The 23,721-nt window shown below is 65.8% G+C and carries 25 protein-coding genes and 1 tRNA gene; 23 read left to right on the forward strand and 3 right to left on the reverse strand.

Annotation, left to right across the window (positions count from 1 at the left end):
• Positions 1-40: 40 nt before the first annotated feature.
• From XarjCFBP7645_RS07005 to XarjCFBP7645_RS07025, 5 genes are all read left to right on the forward strand, one after another.
• The gene (locus tag XarjCFBP7645_RS07005; RefSeq protein WP_104536811.1) at positions 41-1,066 is read left to right on the forward strand and encodes an aspartate-semialdehyde dehydrogenase; all 1,026 of its coding nucleotides are present in this window, start codon (positions 41-43) and stop codon (positions 1,064-1,066) included.
• A gap of 219 nt (positions 1,067-1,285) precedes the next feature.
• Positions 1,286-3,256, forward strand: coding sequence for a FimV/HubP family polar landmark protein (locus tag XarjCFBP7645_RS07010; RefSeq protein ID WP_181126238.1), 1,971 nt, complete (start codon positions 1,286-1,288; stop codon positions 3,254-3,256).
• Positions 3,253-3,639 carry a VOC family protein gene (locus XarjCFBP7645_RS07015; RefSeq protein ID WP_104536812.1) on the forward strand — a complete coding sequence of 129 codons (387 nt, stop codon included), beginning with the start codon at positions 3,253-3,255 and terminating at the stop codon, positions 3,637-3,639. The genes XarjCFBP7645_RS07010 and XarjCFBP7645_RS07015 overlap by 4 nt, the downstream gene beginning before the upstream one ends.
• 40 nt (positions 3,640-3,679) lie before the next feature.
• The gene (truA, locus tag XarjCFBP7645_RS07020) at positions 3,680-4,453 is read left to right on the forward strand and encodes a tRNA pseudouridine(38-40) synthase TruA (RefSeq protein WP_104536814.1); all 774 of its coding nucleotides are present in this window, start codon (positions 3,680-3,682) and stop codon (positions 4,451-4,453) included.
• A complete protein-coding gene (locus tag XarjCFBP7645_RS07025; RefSeq protein WP_104536816.1) occupies positions 4,450-5,118 on the forward strand; it encodes a phosphoribosylanthranilate isomerase in 669 nt (222 codons plus the stop codon). Before truA ends, XarjCFBP7645_RS07025 begins: the two co-directional genes overlap by 4 nt.
• A gap of 133 nt (positions 5,119-5,251) precedes the next feature.
• Here the strand turns inward: XarjCFBP7645_RS07025 and XarjCFBP7645_RS07030 are convergent, their stop codons facing one another.
• Complete coding sequence (locus XarjCFBP7645_RS07030; RefSeq protein WP_104536818.1) at positions 5,252-6,172, reverse strand: LysR family transcriptional regulator; 921 nt, start codon at positions 6,170-6,172, stop codon at positions 5,252-5,254.
• 106 nt (positions 6,173-6,278) lie between these two features.
• Between XarjCFBP7645_RS07030 and trpB the strand changes: the two genes are divergently transcribed.
• Genes trpB through trpA form a run of 3 tightly spaced genes read left to right on the forward strand, consistent with a single transcriptional unit; the run spans position 6,279 to position 8,548 of the window.
• Complete coding sequence (gene trpB / locus XarjCFBP7645_RS07035) at positions 6,279-7,496, forward strand: tryptophan synthase subunit beta (RefSeq protein WP_104536820.1); 1,218 nt, start codon at positions 6,279-6,281, stop codon at positions 7,494-7,496.
• Complete coding sequence (locus tag XarjCFBP7645_RS07040; RefSeq protein WP_104536822.1) at positions 7,496-7,705, forward strand: hypothetical protein; 210 nt, start codon at positions 7,496-7,498, stop codon at positions 7,703-7,705. The genes trpB and XarjCFBP7645_RS07040 overlap by 1 nt, the downstream gene beginning before the upstream one ends.
• A 39-nt stretch (positions 7,706-7,744) precedes the next feature.
• A complete protein-coding gene (trpA, locus tag XarjCFBP7645_RS07045; protein WP_104536825.1) occupies positions 7,745-8,548 on the forward strand; it encodes a tryptophan synthase subunit alpha in 804 nt (267 codons plus the stop codon).
• A 12-nt stretch (positions 8,549-8,560) separates the two neighbouring features.
• On the opposite strand, the gene XarjCFBP7645_RS21350 is transcribed toward trpA, so the two are convergent.
• A complete protein-coding gene (locus XarjCFBP7645_RS21350; protein WP_146096297.1) occupies positions 8,561-9,313 on the reverse strand; it encodes a hypothetical protein in 753 nt (250 codons plus the stop codon).
• A gap of 280 nt (positions 9,314-9,593) precedes the next feature.
• Between XarjCFBP7645_RS21350 and accD the strand changes: the two genes are divergently transcribed.
• From accD to XarjCFBP7645_RS07080, 7 genes are all read left to right on the forward strand, one after another.
• Positions 9,594-10,478 (forward strand): acetyl-CoA carboxylase, carboxyltransferase subunit beta, encoded by an 885-nt coding sequence (accD, locus tag XarjCFBP7645_RS07050; RefSeq protein ID WP_104536826.1) that lies wholly within the window; start codon positions 9,594-9,596, stop codon positions 10,476-10,478.
• Between the two features lie 82 nt (positions 10,479-10,560).
• Complete coding sequence (glmM, locus tag XarjCFBP7645_RS07055) at positions 10,561-11,910, forward strand: phosphoglucosamine mutase (protein ID WP_104536828.1); 1,350 nt, start codon at positions 10,561-10,563, stop codon at positions 11,908-11,910.
• Positions 11,911-12,034: 124 nt separating this feature from the next.
• Positions 12,035-12,973, forward strand: coding sequence for an isopenicillin N synthase family dioxygenase (locus XarjCFBP7645_RS07060; protein WP_104536830.1), 939 nt, complete (start codon positions 12,035-12,037; stop codon positions 12,971-12,973).
• A 198-nt stretch (positions 12,974-13,171) separates the two neighbouring features.
• Positions 13,172-13,858, forward strand: a complete 687-nt coding sequence (locus XarjCFBP7645_RS07065) for a methylamine utilization protein (protein WP_104536832.1) — start codon at positions 13,172-13,174, stop codon at positions 13,856-13,858.
• Positions 13,855-16,218, forward strand: coding sequence for a putative bifunctional diguanylate cyclase/phosphodiesterase (locus XarjCFBP7645_RS07070; protein ID WP_104536834.1), 2,364 nt, complete (start codon positions 13,855-13,857; stop codon positions 16,216-16,218). Before XarjCFBP7645_RS07065 ends, XarjCFBP7645_RS07070 begins: the two co-directional genes overlap by 4 nt.
• Positions 16,218-17,090 carry a DUF3034 family protein gene (locus XarjCFBP7645_RS07075; RefSeq protein ID WP_104536836.1) on the forward strand — a complete coding sequence of 291 codons (873 nt, stop codon included), beginning with the start codon at positions 16,218-16,220 and terminating at the stop codon, positions 17,088-17,090. The genes XarjCFBP7645_RS07070 and XarjCFBP7645_RS07075 overlap by 1 nt, the downstream gene beginning before the upstream one ends.
• The gene (locus XarjCFBP7645_RS07080) at positions 17,090-17,518 is read left to right on the forward strand and encodes a group I truncated hemoglobin (RefSeq protein ID WP_104536837.1); all 429 of its coding nucleotides are present in this window, start codon (positions 17,090-17,092) and stop codon (positions 17,516-17,518) included. The genes XarjCFBP7645_RS07075 and XarjCFBP7645_RS07080 overlap by 1 nt, the downstream gene beginning before the upstream one ends.
• Positions 17,519-17,799: 281 nt before the next feature.
• On the opposite strand, the gene XarjCFBP7645_RS07085 is transcribed toward XarjCFBP7645_RS07080, so the two are convergent.
• Complete coding sequence (locus XarjCFBP7645_RS07085) at positions 17,800-18,600, reverse strand: SDR family NAD(P)-dependent oxidoreductase (protein WP_104536838.1); 801 nt, start codon at positions 18,598-18,600, stop codon at positions 17,800-17,802.
• A 112-nt stretch (positions 18,601-18,712) separates the two neighbouring features.
• On the opposite strand from XarjCFBP7645_RS07085, the gene tpiA reads away from it, so the two are divergent.
• The 8 genes from tpiA to nuoE all read left to right on the forward strand — a co-directional run bounded on the left by tpiA (position 18,713) and on the right by nuoE (position 23,719).
• Positions 18,713-19,465 carry a triose-phosphate isomerase gene (gene tpiA, locus XarjCFBP7645_RS07090; protein ID WP_104536840.1) on the forward strand — a complete coding sequence of 251 codons (753 nt, stop codon included), beginning with the start codon at positions 18,713-18,715 and terminating at the stop codon, positions 19,463-19,465.
• A gap of 37 nt (positions 19,466-19,502) precedes the next feature.
• Entirely contained in the window at positions 19,503-19,964 is a 462-nt protein-coding gene (secG, locus tag XarjCFBP7645_RS07095; RefSeq protein WP_104536842.1) for a preprotein translocase subunit SecG, read from the forward strand.
• A gap of 49 nt (positions 19,965-20,013) precedes the next feature.
• Positions 20,014-20,098, forward strand: a tRNA-Leu gene (locus tag XarjCFBP7645_RS07100).
• Positions 20,099-20,200: 102 nt separating this feature from the next.
• On the forward strand, positions 20,201-20,557 hold the full coding sequence (locus tag XarjCFBP7645_RS07105) for an NADH-quinone oxidoreductase subunit A (protein WP_003485539.1): 357 nt from the start codon (positions 20,201-20,203) through the stop codon (positions 20,555-20,557).
• A complete protein-coding gene (locus tag XarjCFBP7645_RS07110; protein WP_016944318.1) occupies positions 20,548-21,102 on the forward strand; it encodes a NuoB/complex I 20 kDa subunit family protein in 555 nt (184 codons plus the stop codon). Before XarjCFBP7645_RS07105 ends, XarjCFBP7645_RS07110 begins: the two co-directional genes overlap by 10 nt.
• Positions 21,103-21,138: 36 nt before the next feature.
• Positions 21,139-21,891, forward strand: a complete 753-nt coding sequence (locus XarjCFBP7645_RS07115; RefSeq protein WP_104536844.1) for an NADH-quinone oxidoreductase subunit C — start codon at positions 21,139-21,141, stop codon at positions 21,889-21,891.
• The gene (locus tag XarjCFBP7645_RS07120) at positions 21,888-23,195 is read left to right on the forward strand and encodes an NADH-quinone oxidoreductase subunit D (protein ID WP_016902995.1); all 1,308 of its coding nucleotides are present in this window, start codon (positions 21,888-21,890) and stop codon (positions 23,193-23,195) included. The genes XarjCFBP7645_RS07115 and XarjCFBP7645_RS07120 overlap by 4 nt, the downstream gene beginning before the upstream one ends.
• The gene (nuoE, locus tag XarjCFBP7645_RS07125; protein ID WP_016902996.1) at positions 23,192-23,719 is read left to right on the forward strand and encodes an NADH-quinone oxidoreductase subunit NuoE; all 528 of its coding nucleotides are present in this window, start codon (positions 23,192-23,194) and stop codon (positions 23,717-23,719) included. The genes XarjCFBP7645_RS07120 and nuoE overlap by 4 nt, the downstream gene beginning before the upstream one ends.
• Positions 23,720-23,721: the final 2 nt, after the last annotated feature.

Here is a 23,721-nt window from a genome sequence, read left to right on the forward strand (position 1 = left end):
AGCGCGTTCCCTTCTTTCCTTATTCGATAAAGACAATCTCATGAGCAACGAAAACCGTCGTTTCAACGTCGCGGTCGTGGGCGCCACCGGCGCTGTCGGCGAAACCATGCTGAGCATCCTGGCCGAGCGCAACTTCCCGGTCGCCACCCTGTACGCGCTGGCCTCTTCGCGTTCGGCAGGCGGGCAGGTGGAGTTCAATGGCGGCAAGGTCGATGTGCTGGATCTGGCCGACTTCGATCCCACCGGGGTGGACATCGCGCTGTTCTCCGCAGGCGGCAGCGTGTCCAAGGAGTACGGCCCCAAGTTCGCCGCCGCCGGCGCGGTGGTGATCGATAATTCCTCCGCGTTCCGCTACGACGACGACGTGCCGCTGGTGGTGTCGGAGGTCAATCCCGAAGCGCTGAAGCAGCGCCCGCGCGGCATCGTCGCCAACCCCAACTGCTCGACCATGCAGATGCTGGTCGCGCTCGGCCCGATCCACCGCAAGTACGGTATCGAGCGCATCAATGTGGCCACCTACCAGTCGGTCTCCGGCGGCGGGCGCTCGGCGATGGAAGAGCTGGGCAAGCAGACCAGCGAGCTGCTGAGCTTCCAGCAGATCGACCCGCAACGCTTCCCGGTGCAGATCGCCTTCAACCTGATTCCGCACATCGACGACTTCCAGGACAACGGCTACACCAAGGAAGAGATGAAGCTGGTCTGGGAGACGCGCAAGATCCTGGGCGACGACTCCATCCAGGTGAATCCCACCGCGGTGCGCGTGCCGGTGTTCTACGGTCACTCCGAAGCGGTGGCGATCGAAACCCGCGACAAGATCGGCGTCGAAGACGCGCGCGCGCTGCTGGCTGCATCGCCCGGCGTGGAAGTGGTGGACGAACGCAAGCCCGGCGGCTATCCGACGCCGGTCACGCATGCCTCCGGCAAGGACGCGGTGTTCGTCGGCCGTATCCGTGAGGACCTGTCGCATCCGCGCGGCCTGAATCTGTGGATCGTCTCGGACAACATCCGCAAGGGCGCCGCGCTCAACGCCGTGCAGCTGGCCGAGCTGGTCGCACAGGAAGGCTGATCATGGTACTTCCGTAGGAGCGCGCTGGCGCGCGACGGAGTTTCTCTGTGATGCCTCCTCGTACGCAAGCGCGCTCCTGCCAATGCGTTGTCGATGGCCTGCTGCATGGATATGGCACCGCGGCATCGCGGCGGCATGTGCGCTCTGCGTCCGGTCGCCGACTTTTTCGCTCATGCAGCGGCTATATTGATGCCCATGAAACATAGGGGCGGGGGCGCGATGCGTCCGATACAAGGGATAGGTGCGCTGCTGCTGATGGCCTGCAGCGGCGCTGCCATGGCATTGGGCTTGGGCGATATCCGGGTGCTATCCAGGCCCGGGCAGCCATTGGTGGCCGAAATTCCGGTCATCTCCAACGAGCCGGGCGAACTCGACAACGCACGCGTGGCGCTGGCATCGGCCACCACGTTCGCACGGGTCGGCCTGGAGCGCCCGCAGGGCCTGGTCAGCAACCTGCAATTCCAGTTCGCGCAGGACGCGCGCGGGCGTGCGGTGATCCGCGTGACCAGCAGCCAGGCCGTGGAGCAGCCGGCGATCAACTTCCTGATCGAGGTGGAGTGGGGCCAGGGCCGGCTGGTGCGCGAATACTCCGCACTGGTCGATGCGCCCAACACCGCCGCGGCGATTGCCGAGCCAGGCATCGAGGCGCCGCGCGCCGGGGCCAGCAACGCCATCGCACGCGCGCCGGCCGCTGCGCCGGCCGCCACTGCCGAGCGCGCTGGGCAGGCCGCCGACACGGTGGCGCCCGGCGCACGTTCCAGCACACGCGCTGCCGCGCCGCTGCCGGCCGGCGATGCGTTGCCGGCGGTGCGCTCGGGCCAGACCTTGTCGGAGATCGCTGCCGCCGTGGCCCGTTCCAGCGGACATTCGCTCGACCAGACAATGTTGGCGCTGCTGCGTACCAACCCGGACGCCTTCATCGGCGGCAACATCAACCGGTTGAAGCAGGGCGCAGTGCTGCGCACCCCGCAGGAAGATGCGTTGGCGCAGGTCGGCGCCGCCGAAGCGGCGGTGATGGTGCGCGAGCAGGCCGTGCAGTGGCGACAGGCGCGCTCGGCGATTCCGCAGCCGGCCGAGGCCGGCGCTGCCGCTGCAACGCCCGCGCTTGCCTCAGCTGCGACGTCGGCAGGTGCCGGCGCGCGGCTCGAGATCGCCCCTGCAGTGGCGAGTCAGACCAATACCGCCGGCGCTACGTCCGGTACCAGTGCCGAAGGCGAGGGCGACATGGCGGCCAACCAACAGTTGCAACAGGCCAGGGAAGACATCGCCACCCGCGATGCGGAACTGCAGGATCTGCGCACCCGCGTGGCCGATCTGGAAAAACTCAAGCAGCAACAACAAGCCTTGATCGCCATGAAGGACACCGACCTGGCGGCCGCGCAGAAGCGGCTGTCGCAGACGCCGGCTGCGGCTCAGCAGGGCAGCGGGTTTCCGCTATGGCTGATCGGTGGCCTGGTGTTGATCGTCGCGGCGGTCGTCGCCTGGCTGGCGGCACGCCGGCGCAAACCCTCGCCGCTGCCGCCGTTGCCGCGGCGTCAGTTCGATTTCGTGCCTGTCCGGGCTGCGGCAGACGCCGCCGCGCCGCAGGACGATGCGCAGGCCACTGTGCCCAGCGAGCACGATGTGCTGCACGAACCCGAATTCGAGCAGGCCGATCTGCGCGAAGAAGAACGCGCCTATCAGACGCAGCAACCGCTGTCCGATGTGCTGCGTCGAGAGCCGCTGCTGTCCGAGTCTGTCGCAGCGCCGCCGGTGGTCGCCAGCGAGGATTGGCGCTCGTTGCGTGCAACGCCGCCAGCTCCTCCAGTCGTGCAGCCGGAGTTCGTTGCGCCGCAGGATTCGGTGCCGCAGCAGACGACGTCCGCGCACGCAGAACCGGAGGACGGCGAGCGGCAGCTTGCAGGCGCTGCATATGTCAGCAACGATCTCCCGCCGGGCGTGCCCTCCGCAGCTGTCGCCGCGCAGGACAGCCTGGATGTCGATCCGGCACCCATTGCTCCCGTCGCTGCGCCCAGTGCGGTGACCAGCAGAGAGTTCATCTCGGCTGGGCGCGATCGTCTGGAACTGGCGGTTGCCTACATGGATCTCGGCGACAGGGACACCGCGCGTGGTCTGCTGCTGGAAGTCGCCGCAACCGGCGACGAGGCCACCCGCGCCGAGGCCGCCGAACTGCTGGAACGCCTGGCATGAGCCCTGCGCTGGACAGCATGGCCGCCGCACGCGAGCGCCGCATCGACTACGTGGAATTCGCCTCGCTCGATCTGGAGGCCAGCCGCGCCTTTTTCGAAGCCGTGTTCGGCTGGCAGTTTCAGGCCTATGGTCCGGATTATCTGGCCTTCAATGACGGCCGTCTGGACGGTGGCTTCTATCGCGCCATTGGCGCAGCGCCGGCAGACGCTGGCCCATTGGTCGTGCTGTATGCCGACGCGCTGGAGCCCATGGCCGAGCGCGTTCGCGCGGCCGGTGGCGAGATCCTCAAGCCGGTGTTCGGCTTTCCCGGCGGCAGCCGGTTTCATTTCCGCGAGCCGGGCGGTAATACGCTGGCGGTGTGGTCCGAGCGCGCGGTCAGCTAGTCCGCGCACGCTCCATCGATTCGACAACAGGCAGGTTCCGATGCGTTACGCGCTGGGCGTGGAGTACGACGGCAGCGAGTTCCAGGGCTGGCAGCAGTTGGGTGAACATGGCGGGCCGAGCGTACAGGCCAGCCTGCAGGCGGCGCTGTCCTCGGTGGCCGATGCCCCGGTGCAGGTGGTGTGCGCAGGCCGCACCGATGCCGGCGTGCACGGCGAATGCCAGGTGGTGCATTTCGACAGCGACGCGCACCGCGCGCCGCGTGGCTGGATGCTGGGCACCACCGCGCGCCTGCCGCCTTCGATCGCGGTGCGCTGGTGCGTGCCGGCCGCGGCCGACTTCCATGCGCGGTTTTCCGCACGCGCACGCCGCTACCGGTATCGCCTGCTCAATCGGCAGATACGCCCGGCGCTGTATCGTCAGACCTTGAGCTGGGAACGGCGCCCGCTGGATGCCGATGCCATGCACGCTGCCGCGCAGGCCTTGCTGGGCGAGAACGACTTCAGCGCATTTCGCAGCGTGCAATGCCAGGCCCTGCACGCACGCCGCAACCTGCAGGCCATCAGCGTGCACCGCATCGGCGAGGTGGTGGAAGTGCAGGTCCAGGCCAATGCATTCCTTCATCACATGGTGCGGAATATTGTTGGCTCGCTGATCCTGATCGGAACCGGGGAACAACCGGGCGACTGGATCGCGACGTTGCTGGCCGGCCGCGACCGCACGGTGGCCGGGCCGACAGCGCCGCCACAAGGCCTGGTCTTCATCGGGCCGTTGTATCCCGCAGAGTGGCATCTGCCCGCTGAGGTGACCCAATGAATCGATCGCTGTACCGCACCCGCATCAAGTTCTGTGGCATGACCCGCGCCGGTGATATCCGACTGGCCGGCGAGCTGGGTGTGGACGCGGTAGGTTTCATCTTTGCGCATGGCAGCCCGCGCCGCGTGGCGCCGGCCGAGGCGCGCGCGATGCGCCAGGCCACCGCGCCGATGGTCGATGTGGTAGCGCTGTTCCGCAACAATTCCAAGGAAGAAGTGCGCGAGGTGGTGCGCACGGTGCGCCCGACCTTGCTGCAGTTCCATGGAGAGGAAGACGACGCGTTCTGCCGCAGCTTCAACCTGCCGTATCTCAAGGCGGTGCCGATGGGCAGCGGCGGGACCAACGGCGAGGACGCCAACGCGCGGACCTTGCAGCTCGCCTATCCCAACACCGCCGGTTTCCTGTTCGACAGCCATGCGCCTGGCGCGGGCGGCGGTACCGGCAAGACCTTCGATTGGTCGCGCCTGCCCACCGGCCTGCATCGCCCGTTTCTGCTGGCTGGCGGCATCACCGCCGATAACGTGTTCGATGCGATCGTGGCAACGTTGCCGTGGGGCGTGGACGTGTCCAGCGGCGTGGAACTGGCGCCCGGGATCAAGGACGGCCACATGATGCGCAAGTTCGTTGAAGAAGTGCGCCGGGCCGATTGTCATGAGATGGGGTGAGTTGGGGAATTGAGAATCGGGATTGGGGAATCGGAGCGGGCAGTCTGCCTGGTTGTTTTGATTACTCTTGGGTTATCCAATTCCCGGTGATTGATTGCTTGGTCGTAGTTTCTCCGACCACTGAGCGTTCCAATCAGGCGCTTGCGGCATCCGTGGTGCCCTGCTGATCTTCTGAAAGTGCGCTACGCAACCAGCCGGCAAGCTGTTCGATGCGCGGGTCCGGGTTGCGCCTTGCGGCGCACAGCACCCAGCGGCCGCGGGTTGGCGTGAAGCCCCACGGCGCCAGCAGGCGTCCGGCGGCCAGGTCTGCGGCAACCAGCGGTTGCGGTGCGATCGCCACGCCCAGGCCGGCGGCGGCCGCTTCCAGCAGGTAGACCAGATGTTCGAATTCGGTGCCGAAGCGCAGCGCGTCGGGCGCCAGGCCGTGGCTTTGCGCCCACTCCGGCCAGGCCTGCGGGCGCGAGCGGGTGTGCAGCAAGGCGTGATCGAGCAGGGCGGCAGGCGCTTTGCCGGCCAGCTGTGTCGCCGATGCCAGCTGCGGGCTCAGCACCGGACCGATCCACTCCACCCCCAGCTCGTGCACCTGCCAGTCGCCTGGCCATGGCGGGGTGTCCAGCAGCAGTGCCGCATCCAGGCCATCCAGGTCCGGGCCAGGCGCCTGCTCGTTGGCCGACAGGTGCAGGCGCACCTGCGGCAGATCCCGCTGCAGCCGGCCCAGCCGCGGGATGACCCAACGCGCGAGCAGGCTGCCCGAGCAGCCCAGCACCAGCGGCGCCTCGCTGGTGGGGCGGCGCAACGCGGCCCAGGTGTCGCCGATCAGCGCAAAGCCTTCGCCGGTCGCATCGCGCAGCCGGACGCCGGCAGGCGTCAGCGCCAGGCCGCGGCCCTGGCGGGTAAACAGCGCCGCGCCCAGCGCCTGTTCCAGCGAGCGCATGTGCCGGCTGATGGCGCCATGGGTCACGTGCAACTCTTGCGCGGCCCGGCTGACGCTCTGCAAACGCGCGGCGGATTCGAACGCGCGCAGCGCTGCCAGTGGCGGAAGCAGTGTGCTCATATGTGAGTCCAGGTCACAGGTTGCAGCAATCTTATCGATTTATCGCGCGCCGTGGCTGCGCTACAGTAATGCCTCTTGTATGACCGCATCGCTGCAGAGGATTCCCATGTCGGCCCAGCCCATCAGTGACTTTCACGCCTATCCGGACGCTGCCGGCCACTTCGGCAAGTTCGGGGGCCGGTTCGTCGCCGAGACCTTGATCGGCCCGTTGCAGGAGCTGGCTGCCGCGTACGACCAGGCGCGCCAGGATCCGGCCTTCATTGCCGAGTACGACAAGGATCTCAAGCATTACGTCGGCCGGCCCAGCCCGATCTATCACGCCGAGCGCCTGAGCCGCGAAGTGGGTGGGGCGCAGATCCTGCTCAAGCGCGAGGACCTCAACCACACCGGCGCGCACAAGATCAACAACACCATCGGCCAGGCCCTGCTGGCCAGCCGCATGGGCAAGACCCGCATCATCGCCGAGACCGGCGCCGGCCAGCATGGCGTGGCCAGTGCCACGGTGGCCGCGCGGCTGGGCCTGGAGTGCGTGGTCTATATGGGCGCCACCGACATCGAGCGGCAGAAGATCAACGTCTACCGCATGAAGTTGTTGGGTGCCACGGTGATCCCGGTGACCTCCGGCTCGGCCACGCTCAAGGATGCGCTCAACGAGGCGATGCGCGACTGGGTCACCAACGTGCAGGACACCTTCTACATCATCGGCACCGTGGCCGGCCCGGATCCGTATCCGCGCATGGTGCGCGACTTCAACGCGATTGTCGGCCGCGAAGCGCGCGCGCAGATGCTGGAAGACTTCGGCCGCCTGCCGGATGCGATCAGCGCCTGCGTCGGCGGCGGCAGTAACGCGATCGGCCTGTTCCATGCCTTCCTCAACGACCCAGGCGTCAGGATCTACGGCGCCGAAGCGGCCGGCGACGGCATCGCCTCCGGCCGCCATGCGGCGTCGATCGCGGCCGGGCGCCCCGGTGTGCTGCATGGCAACCGCACCTATGTGATCTGCGACGACGACGGCCAAATCACCGAAACCCATTCGATCTCCGCCGGTCTGGATTACCCGGGCGTGGGCCCTGAGCATTCGTTTCTGTCCGACAGCGGCCGCGCGGTCTATCAGGGCATCACCGACGACGAAGCGATGGCCGCCTTCCACCTGCTGGCGCATACCGAAGGCATCCTGGCCGCACTCGAATCCAGCCATGCAGTGGCGCAGTCGATCAAGCTCGCGCGCGAGATGCCCAAGGACGCATTGATCCTGTGCAACCTGTCCGGCCGTGGCGACAAGGACGTGCACACCATCGCTGCGCGCGAAGGCGTGCAGGTCTGATGCCACTGCGGCGCGTCACCGTGACCGCGCTGGCCGACCAGCCAGGCGAACAGGAGCTGCTGCTCGCCTGGCTCGACCGCTGGGCGCCGCAGATCCGTACCTGCTCGGAGAACAGCGGCTGCGGCTGCTGCCTGGACAGTTTCGACCTCGAGGTCGAGGCCCAGGCATTGGCCGAACTGCCGCCTGCCATGTACCAGGACATCCATTGAAGCGGTCGTACCGCCTCTAAACTTTTGCAAGGTCTTTCAATGCGTCGTATCGACGAAACCTTCCAGCGCCTGCGCGCCGATGGCCGCAAGGCGCTCATCCCCTTCATCACTGCCGGCGACCCGTCGCTGGAAGCCACCGTGCCGGTCATGCATGCGCTGGTGCGTGCCGGTGCCGATGTCATCGAGCTCGGCGTGCCGTTTTCCGATCCCATGGCCGACGGCCCCACCATCCAGCGCAGTTCCGAGCGCGCGCTGGGCCGTGGTGCCGGCCTGGCCTACGTGCTGGAGGCGGTGCACGAATTTCGTCGTGAAGACGCCACCACGCCGGTGGTGTTGATGGGCTACCTCAACCCGATCGAGATCCACGGCACCCGGCGCTTCGCGCAAGCCGCTGTCGCTGCCGGAGTGGATGGCCTGCTCCTGGTCGACCTGCCGCCCGAAGAAGCGGCCGAGACCCGCGCCGTCTTCACCGAGGTCGGCCTAGCCCTGATTGCGCTGGCCTCGCCGACCACCAGCGAGCAGCGCCTGGACATGCTGTGCAGCAGTGCCCAGGGCTATCTGTACTACGTCAGCTTCGCCGGCGTCACCGGCGCCTCGAATCTGCTCGACACCCATGCCGCCAGCGACCGCCTGCGCCAGCTGCGTCGGCGTGCCGGGGCCCCGGTGGTGGCCGGTTTCGGCATCAAGGACGCTGCCAGCGCCGCCGCAATGGCCGTCGACGCCGAAGGTGTGGTGGTCGGCAGCGCCCTGGTCGCCGCGCTGGCCGAAGCTGCCGACGTCCGCAGCGCCCGCGAACGCGCCGAAGCCTTCCTGGTCCCGCTGCGCCAGGCACTGGATCGCTGATGCGCGCTACGATCAATACGTCATGCTGCAGGTTGCGCACGCGGCTGCATTGCATACCTTGACCCCGAAATTGGACTCAAGCTTGCAACTTCCGCCGCTAGCGCAACTACATTTCACTGCGGCAGAAGGGACCTGAATGGATTGGCTTGCCAGCAAGCCTAGTGCCATATTCTCAGTTGCAGAGCCAGTCATGGGGATCTGATAGCCATCGGGGACATCCATCGGTGCAACATAACCATACAGACGGATCCACACCGCATCGCGCCCGCTGGCGTCCACCGGAATGTCCAGGGTCTTTTTGAATGCAAGTAGATCCTTTCTGACGTCGGGGACCGACAGCAGGCGTGCATCGATCCGCGGCAAGCTTCTGACTTCGTCAGCACTGGCAAAGGTCGCACCTATTTGATCCTGCCGAACCGGGTACATCGCTGTGCTTCCACCACGGTTGCATTGTGTGCAGTCTGAGCTCATTGCACAGAAAGTCTGACCATTGGGAAGTAACGTGGGGCTGCATCCAGATCCTCCAGGACATGCGCAGGTCAGGATGGCGGTCGGACTGATTGCCCAGACACCTTTTTCCTGGGTAAACATGAACCAGCCAGTAGGTACCCTTATTGTCATCGAGCCATCTGGATTGATGTGCGACGTCGTCTTGCTTGGAAGCTGTGCGCTGGTCTCAGTTCCGCACATCTTTACTTGGGCTTGGCTGCTACCGATAACGGAGACCAGGAGTAAGAGAGCTGCAATGCATGCCGGTGTTTTCATGATCGATCCTTGTTCACTGAGGCTTCTAGGGGGCTTGTTTCGTTTGGGCGATACGCATTTAAGCAGGCGTATGGCTGCTGGAGCACTCCAGCCCCGATCCCTGGGCGCCAGGTCGCTAATATCATAATCGCGTTGCTTGTAAAAGCCTGTGCCGATCGGCGGCTGTCCGCTCGACTATCTTGCTGGTGTTTCGCCGCGTAGGTCTGCGAAAGCGTCGGGCGCCGGGCTGGTTTACACTCCGCATTCTGATGCCCCATAGGGGGTGCTTTTACGGAATCGAATGAGCTGGCTCAGCAAATTGATGCCCTCCGGCATCCGCACCGAGAACACCCCGGCCAAGAAGCGCAGCGTCCCCGAGGGCCTGTGGGAGAAGTGCAGCAACTGCGGCAGCGCGCTGTACGGCCCCGAGCTCGAGGAAAACCTCGAGGTGTGTCCCAAGTGCGACCACCATATGGCCATCCGCGCGCGCGCGCGCCTGAATTCGCTGTTCGATCCCGACACCGCAACCACCGAGATCGCCGCCCAGCTGGGTCCGGTCGACGTGCTCAAGTTCAAGGACCAGAAGCGCTACGGCGAGCGCATCAAGGCCAGCCAGAAGAGCAGCGGCGAGTACGACGCGCTGATCGCCATGCGCGGCACGCTCAAGGGCAATCCGCTGGTGGCCGCCGCCTTCGACTTCGCCTTCATGGGCGGCTCGATGGGCTCGGTGGTCGGCGAGCGCTTCGCACGCGCGGCCGAAGTGGCGCTGGAAGTCGGCTGTCCGTTCGTGTGCTTCTCCGCCAGCGGTGGCGCACGCATGCAGGAAGGCCTGTTCTCGCTGATGCAGATGGCCAAGACATCCGCTGCGCTCGGTCGCCTGCGCGAGGCCGGCCTGCCGTACATCTCGGTGCTGACCCATCCCACCACCGGTGGCGTGTCGGCCTCGTTCGCGATGCTGGGGGATATCAATATCGCCGAGCCGCATGCGTTGATCGGCTTCGCCGGCCCGCGCGTGATCGAGCAAACCGTGCGCGAGACCTTGCCGGAAGGCTTCCAGCGTTCGGAGTTCCTGCTCGACCACGGTGCCATCGACCAGATCTGCGATCGTCGCGCAATGCGCGACCGCATCGCCGATCTGACCGCGATGATGATGCGTCAGCCGCATCCGCAGGACGCGGCTGCATGAGGCCGGTGGTTGCGCGCGCGCGCGACAACTTCGCACGCGCTGCTGCGTGTGCGCCCACCCGTAGGCAGGAACACCGCAACGCATGAGCAGTCGCAAGTATTTTGGAACCGACGGCATCCGCGGTCGGGTCGGGCAGGGCGTGATCTCGGCCGATTTCGTGCTGAGGCTGGGCAATGCGCTCGGTCGCGTGCTGACCCGTGGCCGTAGCAAGCGTCCGCTGGTGCTGATCGGCAAGGACACCCGGATTTCCGGCTACATGTTCGAAGCCGCACTGGAGGCCGGCCTGGTCGCCGCCGGCGCCGACGTGCAGCTGATCGGCCCGATGCCGACTCCGGCCATCGCCTTCCTGACCAACACCCTGCGCGCCGATGCCGGCGTGGTGATCAGCGCCTCGCACAATCCGCACTACGACAACGGCATCAAGTTCTTTTCCGCCGAAGGCGAGAAGCTCGATGACGCCACCGAAGCGTCGATCGAGGCCGCGCTGGACGAGCCGTTCCACACCGTGGAATCGGAGCGTCTGGGCAAGGCGATCCGCACCCGCGATGCGATCGGCCGTTACATCGAGTTCTGCAAGGCCAGCGTGGCGCGCGGGTTCACCCTGCATGGCCTGAAGATGGTGCTGGACTGCGCACACGGCGCGACGTATCACATCGCGCCGATGCTGTTCCGCGAGCTGGGTGCGGACGTGGTCGTCATCGGTGCCGCACCCGACGGGCTCAATATCAATGCCGGTGTCGGCTCCACCCATATCGACAATCTCGCCGCCAAGGTGCGCGAGAGCGGTGCACAGCTCGGCATCGCCTTCGATGGCGATGGTGATCGCGTGCTGATGGCCGACGACCAGGGCAACCCGGTCGATGGCGACGATCTGCTGTACGTGCTCGCGCGTTCCTGGCAGGCCAGCGGCCGGCTTACCGGCACCGTGGTCGGCACGTTGATGACCAACTACGGCCTGGAGCAGGCGCTGGCTGCATCGGACATCCCGTTCCAGCGTGCCAAGGTCGGCGACCGCTATGTGCACCAGGCCCTGGTCGAAGGTGGCGGCACGCTGGGCGGCGAAACCTCCGGCCATCTGCTGTGTCTGGATCGCGCCACAACAGGCGATGGGATCGTCAGTGCGTTGCAGGTGCTCGAGGCGCTGGGGCGCGATGGACAGAGCCTGCGCCAGGCACTGGGCAGTCTGAGCAAGGTGCCGCAGAAGACCGTCAATGTGCGGCTGGACGGCGGTGCCGCCAAGGCGATTGTCGAGGCCGCCGGCGTGCAGCAGGCGCTACAGCAGGCGCAGACCGCCGTGCAGGGCCGTGGGCGTGCGTTCCTGCGTCCTTCCGGCACCGAGCCGGTGGTGCGCGTGACCGTGGAGGCCGACGACGCCGGTCTGATGCAGGACACGCTCGACCGTCTCTCCGGAGCCGTGCGTGACGCGGCGTGAGTCGCTGATCATTGGTGTCTGCGTGGTCTTTGCCAAGGCCGCGACGTTCTACCTGCTGTATCGCCTGCTGTCCTGAGCGGCAGGCTTTCCTTTTGACTTCCCGACTTCAACTGCAGATATCCGTATGAGCGCCCGCATCCCGACCCTGGACATCACCCGTTTCGACAGCGACCGCGACGCTTTCGTCGCCGAGCTCGGTGCGGCCTATCGGCAGTGGGGCTTTGCCGGCATCCGCAACCACGGCATCGCGCAAGCCGACATCGACGCGGCGTATGACGTGTTCAAGGCGTTCTTCGCGCTGCCTGAGCAGGTCAAGCGTCGCTATCACGTCGAAGGCAGCGGCGGTGCGCGCGGCTATACCGCGTTCGGCGTGGAGACCGCCAAGGATTCCAAGCATTTCGACCTGAAGGAGTTCTGGCACATCGGCCGCGAGATCACGGACGATTCGCCGTACCGCGCGGTGATGTCGCCGAACCTGTGGCCCGAAGAGGTGCCCGGTTTCCGTGAGCGCGGCTATCGCCTGTACCAGCAGCTGGACCAGCTGGGCTCGCGCGTGCTGTCGGCGCTGGCGCTGCATATCGGCCTGCCGCAGGACTACTTTGTCGACAAGACCAACAACGGCAATTCGATCCTGCGGCCGATCCACTACCCGCCGATCACCAGCGACGACATTCCCAACGTGCGCGCCGGGGCGCACGGCGACATCAATTTCATCACCTTGCTGGTCGGTGCCAGCGCGGCCGGGCTGGAAGTACGCTCCAACGACGGCGAGTGGGTGCCGTTCACTGCCGATGCCGACACCATCGTGGTCAACATCGGCGACATGCTGCAGCGCCTGACCAACCACGTGTATCCGTCCACCATCCACCGGGTGGTCAATCCGCCGGGCGAACAGGCGCGCAAGCCGCGCTATTCGGTGCCGTTCTTCCTGCACCCCAATCCGGATTTCCTGATCGACGTGCTGCCTTCGTGCATCACCGCCGACAATCCGAGCCGCTATCCCGAGCCGATCACCGCGCACGGTTTTCTGGAAGAACGTCTGCGCGAAATCAAGCTGAAATGATACGTTCGCAGCGACCAGCCCGTGCAGCAGCTGCGCTTACAGCAGAAGCAATGACCGCTGGCACAGTTTGATTCATGAAGCTCTGTTCGCGTCTGGTTAAAGCTTGCATTCACCTCAGCCGATAACCCAGTCTGATCGCTAGCGCGACGTCGGATTCGCCTGGCGCCGCTGCCGATTGCATTAGAGCTCGGGGGGCGCATGAGGACGCAGTGGTTCAAACGGATCGGCCCGGTTGCGGGGTTGCTGGCGTCCTGCGCCGCAAGCTGCGCATCGGCAACGCCGATCAGCGTGACCGTGGTCGATGGCAACGGCATGTTGGTCGATGCGGTGGTGAGTCTGGAGCCGGCTCGTGCGGTTGCCGCCGGGGCGCCCAGGACCGTCGAGATGGACCAGGTCAATTCGCAGTTCGTGCCTGCCGTGCTGGCGGTGCGCACCGGCACCCTGGTGCGGTTTCCCAACAGCGACCAGATTCGCCATCAGGTCTATTCGTTCTCAGCCGCAAAGCGGTTCGAGTTGCCGCTGTTCCAGGGCAGCACTGCGGCCCCGGTGCGCTTCGACCAGGCTGGTCTGGTAACGGTGGGCTGCAATATCCATGACTGGATGCTGGGCTATATCGTGGTGATGGACACGCCGTATTTCGGCAAGACCGGCAGCGACGGTCGGGTACAGCTGGATGCGCCGGCAGGCAGCTACACGCTGCGGGTCTGGCATCCGCGCATCAAGGGCGCCATGCTTGCCGAACCGGTGGCGCTTGCGCGCGAGGCTGTGCAACGGCGGGTGACCTTGCAGACCACCGGCGTCGCGCCAGCGGTGCCACCGGATGCGCGCGTGCGGGCGCTGCAGGACAAGTTCCGTCGCGCCGACCCGAAGACGCCGAAGCCATGAAGGCCATGCGCCTGCATACCCGGATCGCGGCCTTTCTGGTGCTGGTCGTGCTCGCCACGCAGGCATTGACCTTCATCGCGGTGCAGGTCGCCACCGAGCGCAGCGTCAAGGCGCAGCTCGACGAGGAAATGCGGATCGGCGAGCGCGTCTGGCAACGCATCAATCTGCGCCGCGACGAACAGCTGATGCAGTCGGCCTCGGTGCTGGCCGACGATTTCGGTTTTCGCGCCGCCGTGGCCAGCGGCGATGTGCCAACCATGCAATCGGCATTGCGCAATCACGCGGCGCGCATGTCGGCCCAGACCGCGCTGCTGCTGGCGCCGGATGGCGAATTCTTGACCGGGCTCGCCGATCTGCCGCAAGCCGAGCAGCTGCGCGCGGTGCAGACCCTGCTGCAGCAGGCGCAGCGCGATGGGCACGCGGTCGGCGTGGTCGCATTGGACCGACGCATCGTGCGGCTGGCGGTGGTGCAGGTGCTGGCACCGAGCCGGGTAGGCTGGATCGCGATCGGCAACGAATCCGGCGACGGTCTCGCGCAGGATTTCCGTTCCACCACCGGGCTGGATGCGACCTTCTTCACCGACGGTCCGCCGGTGCGCGTGCTGGCCTCCACCCTGGAGCCGGCGGCGCGCGCCGAATTTGCGCAGCAGTTGCCGGCCGCTCAACGCGCGCAGGGTGCGGCGGTTGCGTTGACCCTGGCCGAGTCGCGTTACCTGGTCAAACTGCGGTCGATCCAGGGCGACAGCCATGTGCGGGTCGCGCTGCAGGCCTCGCTGGATCGCGCGGTGGAGCCCTACCGCGTCCTCAGATTGCGCATCCTGCTGTTGGCCGGTCTGGCGACGGCTGCGGCGCTGGGTGTGGCGATCTTCCTGGCGCGCAGCGTCAGCCAGCCGGTCGCACAACTGGTACAGGCAGCACGGCGCATCCAACGCGGCGATTATCACACTGTGGTCCAGGTGCCACCCGGGCGCGAACTGGCCGAGTTGGCCGACAGCTTCGGGCGCATGCAGCAGCAGATCGCCAGTCGCGAGCAGCGCATCCTGCATCAGGCGCGCCACGATGCCTTGACCGGTCTGCCCAATCGCATCTGGTTGCTGGAGCGGCTGAAGGAGGTGGTGGACCAGACCGTGGCTTCCGGCGGCACGGCGGCGGTGTTGATCCTGGATCTGGAACGCTTCAAGGAGCTCAACGACAGCCTGGGCCACGATTTCGCCGATCAGATCCTGATCGAGGCGGGCCGCCGCCTTGCCGACGTAGTGCAGCAGCCCAATCTCGTCGGGCGGCTGGGCAGCGACGAATTCATGGTGGTGGTGGCGCAGACCGACGTCACCACCGTGCAACAGGATGCGCAGCGCTTGCTGCTGCAGTTGCGCCGCCCGCTGGCGCTGCCGCAGGCGCGCATCCAGCTGGAAGCCAGCATCGGCATCGCCCTGATTCCCGAACACGGCGCCGATCCGGACACCTTGTTGCGCCGCGCCGACATCGCACGTCGCCAGGGCGGCAACGCCACCATCATCGGCGCCAGCGTGTATCGTCTGGGTCAGGACGAGCAGCATCTGCGCCGGTTGCGCCTAACCGGCGATCTGCGCCAGGCCATCGGCGGCAATGAGCTAACCTTGCGCTTTCAGCCCAAGATCTGCCTGCGCAACGATCGCGTCGAACAGGTGGAGGTGCTGGTGCGCTGGCACCATCCGGCGCTCGGGGCGATCGGCCCGGACGAATTCATTCCCTTGGCCGAGCACTCCGGCGTGATCCATCCCTTGACCCGCTTCGTGCTGGACGAGGCGCTACGCTGCCAGGCGCAATGGCGCAGGCAGGGGCTGGAGCTGGGCATGGCGATCAATCTCTCCGCACTGGATCTGTCCGACCCCGGCTTGCCGGATTATGTGCGTGGCCGTCTGGAGCATCACGCGGTGCCGGCGCAGTCGGTCACCCTGGAACTGACCGAAAGCGCCTTGATGCGCGATGTCGAGTCCGCCCTGCACATGCTGCATCAGCTGCGCAGCGTTGGCGTACGTCTGTCCATCGACGACTTCGGCACCGGCTACTCCTCGTTGGCGCAGCTCAAGCGCATGCCGGTGAACGAATTGAAGATCGACAAGAGCTTTGTCATGCAGCTGGCCGAAGGCACCGACGATGCGTTCATCGTGCGCAGCACGATCGATCTTGGACATAACCTCGGCTTGAGCGTCATCGCCGAAGGCGTAGAAAGCGCCACTGCGCTGAGCCTGCTGCGCGGTTACGGCTGCGACATGGTGCAGGGCTATCTCTATTCGCCCGCATTGGAGGAGGTGCCGCTGATCGCCTGGTGCATGCGTCAACTCGATCTGGCGCCGACGGCGCAAGCAGGGATGCATTGATGCACAGGTGGCGAGGCACGTTGCTGTCTGCGGCATTGGCCGGGCTGGGCCTCCCACCCGCGGCGGCGGTCGCAGGCGAGGGGCGTCTGCTCGCCACCGGTGGCGTGTCCATGATCGAAGGCAGCAGCGGTGGCGGCATCGTGCCGTGGGCCACGCTGTCGGGATACGGCACCCGCGACGAACTCGGCAGCGTGCTGTTCGCCACGCATGTGGACAGCGGCGACTACCGGCTCGACGTGCAAGGTGCCGCGCTGACGGTCGGTAACCGGCTGGAACTTTCGCTGGCGCGGCAACGTCTGGATCTGGGTACCCTGCAGGATCGGCTGGGTCTGCCGTGGAATGCGCTCGGCCAGGATGTGTTCGGCGCCAAGCTGCGGGTCTACGGCGATCTGGTCTACGGACATGCGCCACAGGTCAGTGTGGGCGTGCAGTACAAGCGCCTGCGCGATGGCGCGCTGCCGCTGGCGATTGGCGCGCGCGACGATCACGGCACCGACGTCTATGTCAGCGCCAGCCGTCTGTTCCTGCAGGCAGCGGGCGGCTATCAACTGCTGCTCAACGGCACGTTGCGCGCGACCCGCGCCAATCAGACCGGCTTGCTCGGTTTCGGCGGCGATCGTCGCAACGCCCGTCGGCTGGTCGGCGAAGCCAGCGCCGCCGTCGTGCTGTCGCCGGCGTGGGTGGTCGGCGTGGAGTATCGCGACAAACCCGACAACCTCGGCTTCGCCCGCGAGCAGGCCTGGGGCGATGCATTCGTGGCCTGGTTTCCCAGCAAGCATGTGTCCCTGACCGCGGCATGGGCCGAGCTTGGCGACATCGCCACGCTCATCGACCAACGCGGCCCCTATCTTTCCCTGCAGGTGGCGTTCTGATGAATCGACGGCTGCGCTGGCCCTTGCTGTGCATGCTGGCGCTGATGAGTGCCTGCGCCACCACGCAGCCGCGCCCCACGCTCTACGACGAGCTCGGCGGGCAGGCCGGTATCGAAGCGCTGGTGGAAACCATGCTGTCGCGCATCGCCGACGACCAGCGCATCGTCGACAAGTTCGCGCGCGTCAACATCGTGATGCTCAACGAGCGCCTGGTGCAGAAGTTCTGCCATGTCGCCGACGGCCCGTGCCCGGATACCGCCAAGTCGATGCAGCAGGCGCACGCGCACCTGGCCATTCGCGAAGGCGACTTCAACGCGCTGGTCGAGGATCTCAACTGGGCGATGGATCAGCGCAAGATTCCGCGCCGCACGCAGAACCGTCTGCTGGCGCGGCTGGCGGCCATGCACGGTGACATCGTCAATCACTGAGGGTGTCGCACCACTGCCGCGCGCAGTGATGGACGCGCGTGGTCGTTCCTCATGACGGCAGCTTTCCACCCACGGACGACGACCTTGAGCGGGTCGTCCATGGCACCGGAAGTCCGCTCGCGACGTGTTGCCAGTCGCCCTGCGCTGCAGACAGGACCGAGGCCGTGGCCGGTATCGGCCGCGGCCATCGCAACGGACGAGCTGGCTGCTGCAGACGGCGCGCAGTCACGGGCGTGTGGCTGCGCACGCAAAACGCTGCAGGCAGCCGAAGCGCAGCCGCCTCACTGCAACGGACGTACCCGATGCGATCCGCGCGCCATCAGGCGCAATGCGAGCGCATGCGGCAACACGCGCAACGCCGCGTTGACCAGGCGATAGCGCCAGCCCGGCACGGCCAGTATCTGGCCACGCTCCAGCGCGGCAATGCCGTACTCGGCCACGTCGTCGGCCTGCAGCCATGCCCAGCGGGGCAGGGTGGACATCGCCGCGCGGGTGCCGGTGACATCGTGAAACTCCGACCAGGCAAAGCCGGGACACAGCGCGCAGACCTTGACTGCGCAGTCGGCGTTTTCCAGCGCCAGTGATTCGCTGAAGCGCAGCAGGAAGCTCTTGCTGGCTGCGTACAGCGTCTGCCCGTCGGCACTCGGCGCCAGTGCGGCGAACGAGGCCACGTTGAGGATGCGGCCCTGGCCGCTGGCGCGAATCATCGGCAAGAGCCGCCAGGTCAACTCGCATACCGCGCCTACCATTACCTGCAGGAAGCGTGCATGCGTGGGCCAGTCGTTGTGCAGGTAGCGGCCCGGCACGCCGTAGCCGGCGTTGTTGACCAGGGTGCCCACCGTCCAGCCATTGCGCTGGATCTGCGCGACCAGTGTTGTGGCCGCGCCGGGATCGCTCAGATCGGCCGGCACTACTTCCACCCGCACCGACGGCCGCAACTCCACGGCCAGCGCCTGCAGCCGGTCGACCCGGCGCGCGGTCAGGATCAGCGGCACGCCACGCCTTGCGTAGGCGCGCGCAATCTCGCGGCCGATGCCGCTGGAGGCGCCGGTGACCAGCGCGAAGACAGGCGAAACGGACATGGCAGGTTCCCGTTGAAGGAGAGACAGGACAGGCGGGGGACAGAAGTGTGCCGGCTACCGACAGGGCATGGGCTATTCTGTCGCCTGTCTTCCACTCAGGAGCCTGCACCTGATGCGTCGAAAACTTGTTGCCGGAAATTGGAAGCTGCATGGCAGCCGCGCCTTCGCCACCGAACTGGTGGCCCAGATCGCTGCTCACATGCCCCTGGAGGGTGTCGATGTCGTCATCCTGCCGCCATTGCCTTACCTGGGCGACCTGATCGAGGATTTCGAGGAGCACCACCTTTGTTTCGGTGCCCAGGATGTCAGCAGCAACGAGAAGGGCGCCTATACCGGTGAAGTCTCGGCCACCATGCTGGTCGATGTGGGCGCCGAATACGGCTTGGTCGGCCACTCCGAACGCCGCCAGTACCATCGTGAGAGCAGTGAGCTGGTGGCGCGCAAATTCGCCGCCGCCATGCATGCTGGGCTGATCCCGGTGCTGTGCGTGGGCGAGTCGCTGGAACAGCGCGAGGCCGACCAGACCGAGGCGGTGCTGCGCGCCCAGCTCGAACCGGTGCTGGCGCTGGTGGGGAGCGCGGGCTTCGCCCGCGCCGTGCTCGCTTATGAGCCGATCTGGGCCATCGGCACCGGCCGTACTGCCAGCCCGGAGCAGGCGCAGGCGGTCCATGCGTTCCTGCGTGGCGAAGTCGCGAGGGCGGATGCTAGAATTGCCGATTCTCTGCCCATCCTGTACGGGGGCAGTGTCAAGCCCGATAACGCCAGCGAGCTGTTTGCGCAGCCCGATGTCGATGGCGGGCTGGTCGGAGGCGCCTCGCTGGTCGCCGAGGACTTCCTGGCCATCGCGCGTGCGGCGGCCGCTTGATTAACCCATTAAGTTTTGTCCGGGGACGGATTTCGAAATGCTGATGTTGATCCTCAATGTGGTCTACGTGCTGGTCGCGCTGGCGATGATTGCGCTGATCCTGATGCAGCGTGGTGCGGGTGCTGCAGCCGGTTCCGGCTTCGGCGCCGGCGCGTCGGGCACCGTGTTCGGCTCGCAGGGCGCGTCGAACTTCCTGTCCAAGTCCACCAAGTGGCTGGCGGTGGTGTTCTTCAGCATCAGTCTGTTCATGGCGTGGTACGCCACCCACGGCGCGCGTCCCACCGACCAGAACCTGGGCGTGATGTCGCAGTCGGCTGCCCCGGCGCCTGCCGCTGCGGGCGAGCTGACTCAGCCGTTGCCGCAGGCGCCGGCTGCCGGCGCCGTGCCGACTGCTCCTTCGCAGCCAGTGCCTGCCGCAACGCCGGCGCAGTCCGCACCGGTCCAGCAGGCCCCTGCGGCACGCGAAGAAAACGCTTCAGAACCAGCACAAAAACACTGAAGCCGGTTACAATGCGCTGCGCACTGGGATGCCCAGCGGCGCAACGTATGCCCAGGTGGCGGAATTGGTAGACGCACTACCTTGAGGTGGTAGCGACTTAGGTCGTAGGGGTTCGAGTCCCCTCTTGGGCACCATTGTTTGGCTGCAGTTCCTGCGCATCGCTTGTCGCGCGCGGGGTCTGCCTATACCCCATGCCGGCACGCGGCGCGTGCGGGCAGAGGCAAGAGAGAATCGCTGTGCTGGCCGAATATTTGCCGAGTCTGCTGTTTCTGATCGTCGCCACCGGTATCGGCATCGTGCTGATGCTGGTCGGTCGATTCCTCGGTCCGCGTAGTCCGGACCCGCGCAAGCTCTCGCCTTACGAGTGTGGCTTCGAAGCCTTCGAAGACGCGCGCATGAAGTTCGACGTGCGCTACTACCTGATCGCGATCCAGTTCATCGTGTTCGATCTGGAAATCATCTTCATCGTGCCGTGGACGCAGGTGTTCATGGAGATCGGCGCACGTTCGCTGGTCACCATGGGGCTGTTCGTCGGCATGTTGTTCCTCGGCTTTATCTATGTGTGGAAGAAGGGAGCGCTGGAATGGGAGTGATTCAGACCCTGGATCGTCTGATGACCAACCCGATGCCGGAAGGCCGGGTGGAAGACATCCTGCGCCCGGAAGGCGAAAACCCGCTGCTCGAGAAGGGCTACGTGACCACCAGCGTCGATGCGCTGCTGAACTGGGCGCGCACCGGCTCGATGTGGCCGATGACCTTCGGTCTGGCCTGCTGCGCGGTCGAGATGATGCATGCCGGCGCAGCGCGCCTGGATCTGGACCGCTACGGCGTGGTGTTTCGTCCGTCGCCGCGCCAGTCCGATGTGATGATCGTGGCCGGTACGCTGGTCAACAAGATGGCCCCGGCACTGCGCAAGGTCTACGACCAGATGCCGGACCCGAAGTGGGTCATCTCGATGGGCAGCTGTGCCAATGGCGGCGGCTACTATCATTATTCGTATTCGGTGGTGCGCGGTTGCGATCGCATCGTGCCGGTGGACATCTACGTCCCCGGTTGCCCGCCGACCGCCGAGGCGCTGGTTTACGGCATCCTGCAGCTGCAGAAGAAGATCTGGCGTACCCAGACCATCGCGCGCTGACACCCGTCTTCTTCTACTGAGAGCAGCCAAGCCCCCATGGCAGAGCAAGCATCTTCTTTCACTGACCGACTTGCGGCACGTTTCGCCGGTGCGCAGATCGCCGTGGCATTGCCGCGCGGCGAAGTGACGCTGGAAGTTGGTGCGGCCGATTGGCACGCCACCTGTCTGGCCCTGCGCGACGAGCTCGGTTTTGAGCAGCTCAGCGATCTGTGCGGCGTCGATTACCTGGGCTACGGCAGCGACGAGTGGGACACCGCCGACGTGTCGTCGCAGGGCTTCAGCCGCGGCGTCGAGGGCAAGGCCGTCGGTCGTTTCGCCTGGGGCGAATTTCCCAGCCAGGAAAGCTCCGACGGCGCCCATCCGCAGCACATGCCCAAGCAGCGTTTTGCGGTGGTCGCACAGCTGATCTCCTACCAGCACAACCAGCGTCTGCGCGTGCGTTGCTACGCACCGGACGAACAAGTGCCGGTGGTGGCGTCGTTGACCGACATCTGGCCCGGCGTGAACTGGTTCGAGCGCGAAGCCTTCGACCTGTTCGGCATCGTCTTCGATGGCCATCCGGACCTGCGCCGCATCCTGACCGACTACGGATTTGTCGGCCATCCGTTCCGCAAGGATTTCCCGCTGATCGGCAACGTCGAAGTGCGTTACGACGATGAGCGCAAGCGTGTCGTGTACGAGCCGGTGACCTCGGTCGAGCCGCGCGTCGGTGTGCCGCGCGTGATCCGCGACGACGCCCGTTATGAGACTGCCGCTGGTGAAGTGGGCAAGTCGGAGACCGCCAAGTGAGTGAGTTCCGCCAGGCAACCGATGCCTTCGCGAGCAATCCTGTCGAAAGCAAGCAGGAAATCCGCAATTACACGATGAACTTCGGCCCGCAGCATCCTGCGGCGCACGGCGTGCTGCGCCTGATCCTGGAAATGGACGGCGAAACCGTGGTGCGTGCCGATCCGCATATCGGCCTGCTGCACCGTGGTACCGAGAAGCTGGCCGAATCCAAACCGTTCAACCAGTCGGTTCCGTACATGGACCGCCTGGATTACGTGTCGATGATGTGCAACGAGCACGCCTACGTGCGCGCGATCGAGTCCTTGATGGGCATCGAAGTGCCCGAGCGTGCGCACTACATCCGCACCATGTTCGACGAGATCACCCGCATCAAGAACCACCTGATGTGGGTCGGGTCCAACGCGCTCGACCTGGGCGCGATGGCGGTGATGCTGTACGCGTTCCGCGAGCGCGAGGAATTGATGGACGTCTACGAGGCGGTCAGTGGCGCGCGCATGCACGCTGCCTACTACCGTCCCGGCGGCGTGTATCGCGATCTGCCCGATCGCATGCCCAAGTACAAGGAATCCCGCTGGCACAAGGGTGGGGCACTGAAGAAGCTCAACGCAGCGCGCGAAGGCTCGATGCTGGACTTCCTCGAGGATTTCACCAATACCTTCCCGTCGCGCGTGGACGAGTACGAGACGCTGCTGACCGACAACCGTATCTGGAAGCAGCGTACCGTCGACGTCGGCATCATCAGCCCGGATCTGGCGCGTGCCTGGGGCATGACCGGTCCGATGCTGCGTGGCTCGGGCATCGAGTGGGACCTGCGCAAGAAACAGCCTTATGCCAAGTACGACGCGGTGGAGTTCGATGTGCCGGTCGGCACCAATGGCGATTGCTACGACCGCTATCTGGTGCGCGTGGCCGAGATGCGCGAGTCCAACCGCATCATCAAGCAGTGCGTGAAGTGGCTGAAGGCCAATCCTGGCCCGGTCATGGTCACCAATTTCAAGGTCGCTCCGCCAAGCCGCGAAGGCATGAAGGACGACATGGAAGCGCTGATCCATCACTTCAAGCTGTTCAGCGAAGGCTACTGCGTGCCGGCCGGCGAAACCTACTGCGCGGTCGAGGCGCCCAAGGGCGAGTTCGGCTGCTACCTGATGTCCGATGGCGCCAACAAGCCGTTCCGCGTACATCTGCGCGCGCCGGGCTTTGCGCATCTGTCGTCGATGGACGCGGTGGTGCGTGGCTATCTGCTGGCCGACGTCGTGGCGATGATCGGTACTTACGATTTGGTTTTCGGTGAGGTTGACCGATGAAGGCGACGGGTAATTTCGAAGCGGCGCGCGACGTCGATCCGCAGGTGGTGCTGAGCGACAAGACGCGTGCGCACATCGATCATTGGCTGAGCAAGTTTCCGCCCGATCGCAAGCGTTCGGCCGTGCTGCAGGGCCTGCACGCTGCGCAGGAGCAGAACCAGGGCTGGCTGACCGACGAGCTGATCGTCGGCGTGGCAAAGTATCTGGATCTGCCGCCGGTGTGGGCCTACGAAGTCGCCAGCTTCTACTCGATGTTCGAGACCGAAAAGGTCGGCCGCCACAACGTGGCGTTCTGCACCAACATCAGCTGCTGGCTCAACGGCGCCGAAGATCTGCTGGCGCACGCGGAAAAGAAACTGGGGTGCAAGCTGGGGCAGTCGACGGCCGATGGCCGCGTCTACCTCAAGCGCGAAGAAGAGTGCCTGGCGGCCTGCTCTGCAGCGCCGATGATGGTCATCAACGGCCATTACCACGAGCACCTGACGAAAGAGAAAGTCGACGCGCTGCTGGACGGGCTGGAGTAAGA

The organism is Xanthomonas arboricola, from assembly GCF_002940665.1.
Taxonomy (GTDB): domain Bacteria; phylum Pseudomonadota; class Gammaproteobacteria; order Xanthomonadales; family Xanthomonadaceae; genus Xanthomonas; species Xanthomonas arboricola_B.